This is a genomic window from Sodalis-like endosymbiont of Proechinophthirus fluctus, assembly GCF_001602625.1.
Lineage (GTDB): Bacteria > Pseudomonadota > Gammaproteobacteria > Enterobacterales > Enterobacteriaceae.
On record NZ_LECR01000079.1, the window covers coordinates 3,873 to 4,094 of the forward strand.

A 222-nucleotide genomic window follows, 5' to 3' on the forward strand; every position below is an offset into this window, starting at 1 on the left:
CCTGGCCGAGGTGATCGAGCCGCGTTATACCGAGCTGTTGAACCTGGTCAACGATGAAATTTTACAGCTACAGGAACAGCTGCGGGCGCAGGGGGTAAAGCACCACCTGGCCGCGGGCATCGTGCTGACCGGCGGCGCAGCGCAAATTGACGGTTTGGCAGCCTGCGCGCAGCGTGTATTCCATACTCAGGTGCGCATCGGCCAGCCTCTGAATATCACTGG

General features: G+C 60.4%; 1 pseudogene. It reads left to right on the plus strand.

The annotated features are described in order from the left end of the window. Positions 1 to 222: pseudogene (gene ftsA / locus BG74_RS17935) on the plus strand (cell division protein FtsA); the annotation flags it as partial.